8 protein-coding genes are annotated in these 10,041 nt (G+C 65.3%); 4 read left to right on the top strand and 4 right to left on the bottom strand.

The window, feature by feature from the left end; translation table 11 throughout:
• Positions 1–96 precede the first annotated feature (96 nt).
• The 3 genes from C493_RS20755 to C493_RS20745 all read right to left on the bottom strand — a co-directional run bounded on the left by C493_RS20755 (position 97) and on the right by C493_RS20745 (position 5,146).
• Complete coding sequence (locus tag C493_RS20755; RefSeq protein ID WP_007261462.1) at positions 97–564, bottom strand: response regulator; 468 nt, start codon at positions 562–564, stop codon at positions 97–99.
• A 158-nt stretch (positions 565–722) separates the two neighbouring features.
• Positions 723–2,627, bottom strand: coding sequence for a DHH family phosphoesterase (locus C493_RS20750; protein ID WP_007261461.1), 1,905 nt, complete (start codon positions 2,625–2,627; stop codon positions 723–725).
• A 266-nt stretch (positions 2,628–2,893) separates the two neighbouring features.
• On the bottom strand, positions 2,894–5,146 hold the full coding sequence (locus C493_RS20745) for an NADP-dependent malic enzyme (protein ID WP_007261460.1): 2,253 nt from the start codon (positions 5,144–5,146) through the stop codon (positions 2,894–2,896).
• Between the two features lie 257 nt (positions 5,147–5,403).
• On the opposite strand from C493_RS20745, the gene C493_RS20740 reads away from it, so the two are divergent.
• From C493_RS20740 to C493_RS20730, 3 genes are all read left to right on the top strand, one after another.
• Positions 5,404–5,901, top strand: a complete 498-nt coding sequence (locus C493_RS20740) for a Mov34/MPN/PAD-1 family protein (protein WP_007261459.1) — start codon at positions 5,404–5,406, stop codon at positions 5,899–5,901.
• Between the two features lie 114 nt (positions 5,902–6,015).
• A complete protein-coding gene (locus C493_RS20735; protein WP_007261458.1) occupies positions 6,016–6,447 on the top strand; it encodes an adenylyltransferase/cytidyltransferase family protein in 432 nt (143 codons plus the stop codon).
• 475 nt (positions 6,448–6,922) lie between these two features.
• Positions 6,923–8,329: a YncE family protein gene (locus tag C493_RS20730; protein WP_007261457.1), complete on the top strand. Its 1,407-nt coding sequence runs from the start codon at positions 6,923–6,925 to the stop codon at positions 8,327–8,329.
• A gap of 66 nt (positions 8,330–8,395) precedes the next feature.
• On the opposite strand, the gene C493_RS23540 is transcribed toward C493_RS20730, so the two are convergent.
• Positions 8,396–8,551, bottom strand: coding sequence for a hypothetical protein (locus C493_RS23540; RefSeq protein WP_007261456.1), 156 nt, complete (start codon positions 8,549–8,551; stop codon positions 8,396–8,398).
• Between the two features lie 195 nt (positions 8,552–8,746).
• On the opposite strand from C493_RS23540, the gene C493_RS20725 reads away from it, so the two are divergent.
• Positions 8,747–10,041, top strand: a 1,295-nt coding sequence (locus C493_RS20725; protein ID WP_007261455.1) for a dihydroxy-acid dehydratase domain-containing protein, incomplete at its 3' end; no start/stop codon positions are given.

Below are 10,041 nucleotides of genomic sequence, written 5' to 3'. Positions count from 1 at the left end.
GTAGCCACTGAAAGTCAGTGCACACCCAATCGCACGAGCGCTGTGCGATTGGTGTGTAAACAGTTTCAGTTGTTACTATAGCACGTCGCCGACCAGCTAGGCTCGGTCGATCCGGTTCGGCAGCCGCGCGGTCGCGATCCAGAACTGGGCGACCAGTTCCATCGTCTCGACGAGTTTCGCCCGGTCGGTCGGCGTGGGAACGACGGCGTTGGCGCCGCGCTGATAGGCTTCGCCGACGGCGTCGTCGGACAGGGTCTCGAGGAGGGCGATCGACGGAACGCGATCGATCGACGGCTCCTCGCTGATGGCTTCGAGGACGTCGAACCCGTCCGGCCCCGACTCGGGGAGGTCACACCGGAGCAAGACCAGACAGGGAGCGGGGGCGTCGGCGTACTCGCCGCGGCGCTCGAGGAACGCGAGCGCGTCGTCGCCGGTCGAGACGGCGTGGACGGTCGTCTTCGCACGGTCGTCCGTGAGGCCGTCCCGGATCCACGCAGCGGCGTCTGGCGACGGCTCGACGAGGAGCACATCTGCGGGTTCAGCGAACTCGTTGCGGTCGATCATCGATATCGCGTACCGGGGTTCGTCAGTCGCACGACCAGCGCGTCGAACCGAGTCGGATCGGCCGAGGGAACGAAATTATACGATTTGCTGTAAGTCATTTCCGGCGAAACCGTTGCCCGGATCGCGGTTGCGCCGGGACATCGGTGCAGCAATCCGTATCAGTCGTCGATCGGCGCCGCACTCGAGAGCGCTTCGTCGATCTCGGCGTCCTCCATCTTCTCGACTAAGGCGTCGATCACGTCCTCGCGTTTGCCCTTGACGAACTTGATCGAGCCGACGACGAGGTGGCCGCCGCCGGAGACGCCGCCGCCGGGGATCTCTGCTTCGAGTTCGGAGACCATCTGCGGGATGTCGAGTCGGACGCCGTCACTACGGAGGACGGCGAAGTCGGGGCCGTAGCCGACCGTGATCACGGGGTCGCCGGTCTCCTCGATTTTGCGGTCGTGGATCTCGCCGGTGGTCTTGCCCGGCGCGGGGTAGGTAAAGCGGTGGGCGTGGTTCTCGACGTCGATCCGGTAGAGGTGGGCCCCGTTGTCGAGGTCTTCGTGTTCCAGGTGGGGCATGGCGTCGTCGAGCTGTTCGTCGACCTCTTCACGGGCGCGGTCGGCGAAGAAGGAGACGAGCTCGCGGTGGCGTTGCTCGTCGCCGTTGTCGATCTGGAGCAAGTCCTGGATCAGCTGATCGCCGGAGTTGTAGCGCAGCCAGAAGGCGGCGTAGTCGAGCGCTTCGCTCAAGTCCTGGAGGCGCTGCTCGTCGTAGCCCTCCTCGACGGCGAGTTCGAGGTAGTCGTCCATCGCGTCGGCCTTCGAGCGGTCCGAGAGGCCGGCGACGGCGGGGACGTGGCGCAGTTCGTCGGTGAGGTCGGGGTAGATCATCCGCGCGAGTTCGACGCAGAGCATCCCCGTCGTGATGCGGTAGTCCTCGTCGTGGAGGTAGGGGTTTACGTGGGCGTCGAGGAGGTCCTCGACGGCCTCGGGGTCGGGGTGGTGGTGGTCGACGACCGCGATCGGGATGTCGTAGTGGGCCAGCGTCTCGTAGGCCGGGACGTCTTCCGCCGTCGAGCCGTTGTCGAGCATCAACAGCAACGGCAACTGCTGGCCGTGTTTCTCGCGGTCCTCGAGCGCGAAGTTCAGGTCCCGCGTGGCGTCTTCCATCTCGTAGAAGGGGGCCTTCGCGGGGAGGCGCTTGATGAGGTGTCTCGGCGCGTCCTCGTCCTCGTGGACGTCGGCGATAAAGCGCTCGAGGGCGATCTGGATCGGGACCGCGGCGCACATGCCGTCGCCGTCGGCGTGGTGGCGGACGCGGATCGGGCGTCCTTCGAGGACGGTTCGGCGCAGCAGTTTCGCGACCTCGCGGAGGTTCGGTCGGAGCTTCTCGAAGGCCGGCCAGTCGATCAGCGGCTCGACGTCGTGGGGTTCGGCGCGATCCTCGAGGGCCTCCTCGAGTCGGTCGCGGGCGTCGTCGGCGTCCTCCCCCTCGAGTTTCGAGAGGCCGTCGACCTCGATCTGGACCGACCCCTCGCGGTGTTCGGGAGCGCCGGTGATGCGGACGATGTCGCCGACCTCGGCGATCGGGTAGGCGCGGACGCCCGCCTCTTCGAAGGCCGCGCAGGGAACGACGCCGTACTCGTCGGCGACGTGGAAGATCGTCGGGCCGGCGGTCTGTTTGACCTGAACGACCTCGCCCTCGAGGTGGATCTGGTCGCCGATGTTGGACTCGAGGCGGTTCGTGCCGGTCAGCGCGTAGTCGTGAGAGACGGGTTCGGTCGTGTAGTCCTCGATATCGACCGGTTCGAACGCCATGTCGCCGTTGTCGCGGACGGTCTCGAGTTCGACGACAAGCTCGTCGCCGACGGCGTAGGTGCCCTCGAGGACGGACTCGTGGACGAGTCCGGAGACGGAGTCGGAGAGATCGACGAAGACGCCGTAGTCGACAATACCGTTGATTTCGGCGAGATACGGACGATTCGATTCGATATCGTCTGCGGTACAATCAGCAGCGAGATCGTAGACGACGGAATCCCCGTCGCCGTCGCCGGGTTCCCCGGCGGAGTCACGTGTCATCTTGAACCGTAGTTTGGGCCGGTCGCGTATAACCCTTGTCAAGAGCGCTGTCGACCCCGCCCGGAGACCGTCTCGCGGTTTCGACGCTCCCGAGACGACGACGATCGTCGCTCCTGTGAGACGGTTTACTGTCAGTCAGTTCCGGCGCAACCGCGACCCGGGCGGCGGTTGCGCCGGGACATCGGGACAGCAATCCGTATGAGTCACCGCACACCCGATCGCCAGACGGCGTCGCGACCAGTGTGGAACTCGGTTCGGGAGCGACGCTACTGTTCCTGGGCGTCGACCGTCGCGACGGCGCCGAGGTTGACGATGTCGCTAACGTCGTCGTCGCGCTGGAGGACGTGGACCGGCTCGTCCATGCCGACGAGCATCGGGCCGATCGCCTCCGCGCCCCCGAGTCGCTGCAACAGCTTGTAGCAGATGTTGCCCGCCTCGAGGTTCGGCAGGACGAGCACGTTCGCGGGCTCCTCGAGGTCGGCGAACTCGTAGGTGCCCTCGAGGAGGTCCTCGACGACGGCGGTGTCGGCCTGCATCTCGCCGTCGACGGGGAAGTCGATCTCGGGGTCCGCGCGGAGCCGTTCGGCGGCGCGTCGAGGCTTCCGGGTTCCCTCGTTGTCGACGCTGCCGAAGTCGGAGTACGACAGCAAGGCGGCGCGGGGCTCGACGTTGAACCGGCGGGCGAGCGCGGCCGTGTGACGTGTGATTTCGGCCAGCACGTCCTCGTCGGGGTCCTGGTTGACCGTCGCGTCGGCCAGGAAGACGACGCGGTTTCTGAACGTGAGCATGTAGACGCCCGCGGCGTAGTCGGTGTCCGGGGCCGTGCCGACGACCTGCAGCGGCGGTCGGAGCGCGGAGGGGTAGTGGTTCGTCAGCCCGGTGAGCATCGCGTCGGCCTCGTCGCGGTCGACCATCACCGACGCGAAGTAGTTGCTGTCCGCGATCAGCGCTCGCGCCTCGGTGCGGGTGACGCCCTTTCGCCGGCGGCGCTCGTAGAGCGCGTCGACGTACGCCTCGGTGTCGCGATCCGCGGGGTCGACGACGTCGGGATCGTACTCGAGGCCCAGCTCGGCAACCGTCGTCTCGATCTCGCGTTCGTCGCCGATTAGTACGGGCCTGGCGAGGTCGCGCTCCTCGAGTTGGGCCGCGGCGCGGATGATCTTCTCGTTCGTTCCCTCGGCCAGCGCGAGCCGTTTGGGGTCGCTTTTGGCCTTGTTGAACACGGTCCGCATCATCTCGCGCGATTTCCCGAGGCGGGCCTCGAGGGCCTCGACGTAGGTTTCGGGATCGATGTCGACGCGGGCGGCGCCGGAGTCCATCGCGGCGCGGGCGACGGCGGGGGCAACCTCGAACAGCACCCGGGGATCCAGCGGCTTCGGGATGATGTACTCGGGGCCGAACTGCAGCGGCTGATCGCCGTAGGCCTTGCGGACGGCGTCGGGGACGTCCTGTTTCGCGAGGCCGGCGATGGCCTCCGCGGCGGCGACTTTCATCTCCTCGTTGATCTCGGCGGCGCGGACGTCGAGGGCGCCGCGGAAGATAAAGGGAAAGCCCAGCACGTTGTTGACCTGATTGGGGTAGTCGGAGCGCCCCGTCGCCATGATGACGGTGTCGTCGCGGGCGTTCTTGGCGGTCTCGTAGTCGATCTCGGGGTCCGGATTGGCCATCGAGAAGAGGATCGGATCGTCGGCCATCGAGCGGACCATCTCGGCGTCGACGATGCCGCCGACGGAGAGGCCGACGAAGACGTCCGCGCCGACCATCGCGTCCGCGAGGTCGCCCTCCGGGACGTCGCGGGCGAACTCCCGGCTGTAGGGGTCGAGATCGCCGGCCTCGGCGCGCTCGGTGGTCAGAATGCCGTCGATATCGACCATCGTGACGTTCGCTTTTCGGACGCCCAGGGAGACGAAAAACCGAGCCGTCGCGAGCGCCGCCGCGCCCGCCCCCGCGAAGGTGACGTGCAGGTCCTCGAGGTCCTTCTCGGCGATTTCGACGGCGTTCAGGAGGGCGGCGCCGGAGATGATCGCGGTGCCGTGTTGATCGTCGTGGAAGACGGGGATGTCCATCCGCTCGCGCAATCGTTCCTCGATCCGGAAGCAGTCGGGCGCGGCGATGTCCTCTAAGTTGATGCCGCCGAAGGTCGGCCCCATTCCGGCTACGGATTCGACGAACGCGTCCGGATCGTCGTGGTCGAGTTCGATATCGAAGACGTCGATGTCGGCGAAGCGCTTGAACAGGACTCCCTTCCCCTCCATGACGGGTTTGGAGGCCTGGGCACCGATGTCGCCAAGTCCGAGCACCGCCGAACCGTTCGAGACGACGCCGACGAGATTGCCCTTCGCCGTGTACTGGTAGGCGTCGGCCGGGTTCTCGTCGATCTCCCGGCAGGGGGCGGCGACGCCGGGCGAGTACGCGAGCGACAGATCCCGCTGCGTGGTCGTCGATTTGGTCGTCCGGATCTCGATCTTTCCCGGCGGATCGTCGCCGTGGTACTCGAGCGCGTCGTCGTCTAATGACATAGCCGTGGATAGGATCGTCCCCCGAGAAAAGCCACTCGCTAGTACAGTTTTGGTCCGTATGTAGACCTATATGATGTGTGATAAATATCACGATCGATCCGGAGCGTTGGGCGGCTGGATCGGGGCACTGTCGAGCGCCGTCTGTTCGAGTCGGACGGAACGCGCCGACGGTTGTGGAACGAAGCGACGTCCGGAGAGCCCACCCCAACGGAACGTCCATCGGAACGTTTAGCAACCGCAAGCACGCAGAGCCTGCTATGGGGTTGTTCGACGCGCTGTTTCGCTCGAGCGAGATTCTCGGCATCGCCGAGGAGACGCTCGAGTTCGCCCTCGAGTCCTCGGAGGCGTCCCATCCGAACGAGTACATGGGTTTTCTCCGCGGGACCGAGGCGGACCGACTGGGGCTGGATCGGGACGGACTCGTTATCACGGACGTGCTGGTCGTCCCCGGGACGGAATCAAACAGCGTCAGCGCGACCGTACGGACGAGCCAGATTCCGAACGACGTGAAGGCACTGGGAAGCATCCACTCCCACCCGAACGGCGTCATCAGTCCGAGCAGCGCTGACCTGGAGACGTTCGGTCGGGGGAGCGTCCACGTCATCATCGGTGCGCCCTACCGGCGGTCTGATTGGCAGGCGTTCGACTCGCAGGGCGAGCCGACCCAGTTGAACGTGATCGACGTGGACCTGCCCGACACCGAGGACTTCTTCGATTTCACGCAGGCGGATATCGACGACGAACTCCGACGATAACATGATTATCGAGACGATTTCCGACGCGATCCGGCGGCAGACGGCGAGACCGACAGGGACGCAACGGGTAACGCGCAGTGCGACCGCAACCGAACCGAACGAACGGAGGCTGCCATGACGCGAACGGTGATCGCCCAGGGGACCTTCGACATCCTCCATCCGGGCCACGTCCACTACCTCGAGGAAGCCGCCGCGATGGGCGACGAACTGATCGTCATCGTCGCCCGGAAGACCAACGTCGACCACAAAGCGAAGCCGATCTGTCCGGCCGCCCAGCGACGGGACGTCGTCGACGGTCTCGAGGCCGTCGACGAGGCGATCCTCGGCCACGAGGAGGACATCTTCGTCCCCATCGAGGAGATCGATCCCGACGTGATCGCGCTGGGCCACGACCAGCACCACGACGACGACGCGATCGAGGCCGAACTCGAGGCCCGCGGCGTCGACTGCACCGTCGAGCGCGCGAGCGCGTACGATCCGGGCGACGACGACTACATTCTCTCGACGCGGCTGATCGTCGACCGGATCCTCGAGCGTCGCGGATAAGGTCGATGCGCAGCCCGTAACTGGCCCATCGTTCGTCAACCAATCGTCGGTCGGTCGCTACTGAGACAGACTGCGTCAGTCGGTGCCGTGCAACTGTAACCGTACTCGACCTGTAAATATGCCGATACACTGGAACGGTAACATGGGCAACATTTCCTACTCGATTCGACTGTCGAACCAGAAGGATTATAGCTGGATCGACTGAAAATACGCAGACGAGACGCTCTTCGACCTCGGTTTCTACTCATACCGAACGCGGATAGCGATTTCATCATAGGTAGCGGTAACATGATCCTACTTATTCCGGAAGTGACGCCGGCATATGACGGGGGACGGCCAGTACCGGATGATCGGCGCCGCCGGCGTCGAAAGACGAGGTAAGTATTGCCCTGTCCTATGGCCAATCTGCCGATATCGGGAAGTAGAGGGCCTGAAACCCGCAAACTTTTGAAGGCCTGGTTCGGAATGCATAGACATGCAGATGGATCAGACTCGACGGCGGTTTCTGGTGGGGTCCGCAGCGACCGGCACGATCGCACTCGCCGGCTGTCTCGGCGGAGACGATGACGAGAACGGTGACGAAAACGGCGACGAAGACGAGTTCGACTACGAACTCGATCCCGAACTCGAGGAGGGCGACGGCTCCTACGAACTCTGGGCGCTCGATCAGGGTCGCGACAACGTCTTCATCTACGAGCCGGCGGTCGACGACGGTGACGACGAGGGTGAAGACGGTGGCGATGCCGAGTTCGCGCTGACCGAGTTCATCAACCTGAACGAACTCGACGGGCTTCCGGACGACGGAATCGTCCCGCACATGATCGACTACAGTTCGGGGTACGAGTACGCCGCGATCGCCTGTACCGCCGGCGCGCGGACGCTCGTCTTCCGAACCGAAGACCACGAACTGGTCGCCGACATCGACACCGGCGCGGGCTCGCACATGGCCGCGTTCTCGCCCGACGACGAGTACATCCACGTCGACGCCATCGACGAGGGCGCAATCGTCCGCGTCGAGGCCGACCTCGAGAACGAGGAGTTCGAGGTCGTCGACGAGATCGAAGTGCTCGAGGACGAAACCGTCCAGGACGCGGGCGTCGAAAGCGGCAGTCCGATCTGCCACCAGTTCGATAGCCAGGGTCGCTCGATCCACACGCTCGGTCCGAGCTACCACGACGCGGGTCTCGTCATCGTCGATCACGACGAGTTCGAGGTCACGCAGGCGTTCTCGCAGGACGAACTGCCGACCAACTGCGGAACCATGCCTCACCCGACCGAGGACAAGTTCTACCTCACCGCCGGCCTGCCGTCCAGCGAGGACGAGGGCGTCGGCGCCTACTACGTCCTCGACACCAGCGGCGACGAGGTCACCGTCGAAGTCGAAGATGAGAGCACGGAGGGTATCGACGCTCACGGGTTCTGGTTCACGCCGGACGGCGAGGAGCTGTGGGTGCTGAACCGCGAGACGAACGACGGCGTCGTCGTCGACCCCGACACCGACGAGGTCATCGAAACGATCGACGAGTACGGCCCGAATCAGGCCGACGAGCCCGAAGAGAGCGACGCTCCCGACATCATGTGGTCCTCGCCCGACGGCGAATACATGTTCGTCAGCCTGCGCGGTCCCGCACCGCTGTCCGGTGACCCACACGCCGCGACCGGCGTGGAGCCCGGCGTTGCGGTGCTCGATACCGACACTCGAGAGATCGTCGACGTCATCGAACCACACCCGATCGACGACTTCGACGACGACCACATCGAACTCGCACAGGACGACGACGAAGACGGGCCGCGAGTCCCCGATTTCCACGCCATCGGCGTTCGAGCGATCGACGACTTCGACACCGTGATCGACACGTCGCCGCCGTTCAACGCGAACTGACGCGACCGCGACGCGACTGACACGGGCGGCGTTCGATACCGAATCGATCGCCCCTCTTTGTGCCGCTCAGTTCTCGATGATCACTGGCGGCGGAAGCCGCAGCGACTCGACCGTGTGGCCCGTCTCGACGAAGTGTTCGATCGCTGCTTTCGAGACCTCCGACTCTGGGGTCCCTTCGGCGGTGCTGGCCTGCCACCCACACTCGAGACAGTACTTGTACATGCGGCGGTCTGTCTGACACTCTGTGACAGCGGGAGGAAAGACTCGTGCAGGAAGACGAAGGGCCGAGCGTGTGCAGGCGACCGAACGTCGTTCGGGACGAACGGGATACTATAGATCCGGTTCCCGTCCGTGGCACGTACTGATCGAGGCGGGGTATCCGGGGATTTTAAGCGCCGAGGTTCCCTCCGTCAGGGCATGAGCCAACAGCCCGAACAGCACTCGCCCGCGGAGGGCAAACCCGACGACCTGCCGAGCACGGAGGTCACCGAGGGCGTCGAGCGCGCGCCACACCGCGCGATGTTCCGCGCGATGGGGTACGACGACGAGGACTTCGACTCACCGATGATCGGCGTCGCGAACCCGGCCGCCGACATCACGCCCTGTAACGTCCACCTGGACGACGTCGCGCAGTCCGCCTACGACGCCGTCGACGAGGCCGACGGGATGCCCATCGAGTTCGGCACGATCACCATCTCCGACGCCATCTCGATGGGGACCGAGGGAATGAAGGCGTCGCTGATCTCCCGCGAGGTCATCGCCGACTCCGTCGAACTCGTCGCCTTCGGCGAGCGCATGGACGGTCTCGTCACCATCGGCGGCTGCGACAAGAACATGCCCGGAATGATGATGGCCGCGATCCGGACGGACCTGCCGAGCGTCTTCCTCTACGGCGGCTCGATCATGCCCGGCGAACACGAGGGACGCGAGATCACGGTCCAGAACCTCTTCGAGGGCGTTGGCGCCGTCGCCGACGGCGAGATGTCCGAAGCAGAACTCGACGAGATGGAGCGAAACGCCTGTCCCGGCGCCGGCTCCTGTGGCGGCATGTTCACCGCCAACACGATGGCTTCGATCTCCGAGACCATCGGCTTCGCGCCGCTCGGCTCTTCCTCGCCGCCCGCCGAGGACGACGAGCGCTACGAGGTCGCCCGCGAGAGCGGCGAACTCGCCGTCGAAGTCGTCCGAGAACGACGCAAACCCTCCGACTTCCTCACCCGCGAGTCGTTCGAGAACGCCATCGCCCTGCAGGTCGCCATCGGCGGCTCGACGAACGCCGTCCTCCACCTGCTGGCGATGGCCGCCGAGGCCGGGATCGAACTCGACATCGAAGACTTCAACGAGATTAGCGCCCGCACGCCGAAGATCGCCAAGCTCCAGCCAAGCGGCGCGCGCGTGATGAACGACCTCCACGAGGTCGGCGGCGTCCCCGTCGTCCTCCGGGAACTCCTCGAGGCCGACCTGCTCCACGGCGACGCGCTGACGGTCACCGGCGAGACGATCGCCGAGGCCATCGACCGCATCGACCCGCCGCGGATCGAGGAGCTCGACACCGACTTCCTCTACACCGTCGACGAGCCGATCCACGAGCGCGGCGCCATCCGGATCCTCACGGGTAACCTCGCGCCCGACGGCGCAGTCATCAAGATCACCGGCGAGGATCACCTCCGCCACGAGGGCCCCGTCCTGTCTCTTATACACATCTCTGATGG

The organism is Natronolimnohabitans innermongolicus JCM 12255, from assembly GCF_000337215.1.
Classification (GTDB): Archaea; Halobacteriota; Halobacteria; order Halobacteriales; family Natrialbaceae; genus Natronolimnohabitans; species Natronolimnohabitans innermongolicus.
This window is presented reverse-complemented; position numbering and strand designations above follow the sequence as displayed.

What these genes read in the sequence shown, in the direction of transcription:
- C493_RS23540 (WP_007261456.1), bottom strand. Translation starts at nt 8,551, where the DNA reads ATGTACAAGTACTGTCTCGAGTGTGGGTGGCAGGCCAGCACCGCCGAA.
- C493_RS20755 (WP_007261462.1), bottom strand. Translation starts at nt 564, where the DNA reads ATGATCGACCGCAACGAGTTCGCTGAACCCGCAGATGTGCTCCTCGTC.
- C493_RS20750 (WP_007261461.1), bottom strand. Translation starts at nt 2,627, where the DNA reads ATGACACGTGACTCCGCCGGGGAACCCGGCGACGGCGACGGGGATTCC.
- C493_RS20740 (WP_007261459.1), top strand. Translation starts at nt 5,404, where the DNA reads ATGGGGTTGTTCGACGCGCTGTTTCGCTCGAGCGAGATTCTCGGCATC.
- C493_RS20735 (WP_007261458.1), top strand. Translation starts at nt 6,016, where the DNA reads ATGACGCGAACGGTGATCGCCCAGGGGACCTTCGACATCCTCCATCCG.
- C493_RS20730 (WP_007261457.1), top strand. Translation starts at nt 6,923, where the DNA reads ATGCAGATGGATCAGACTCGACGGCGGTTTCTGGTGGGGTCCGCAGCG.
- C493_RS20745 (WP_007261460.1), bottom strand. Translation starts at nt 5,146, where the DNA reads ATGTCATTAGACGACGACGCGCTCGAGTACCACGGCGACGATCCGCCG.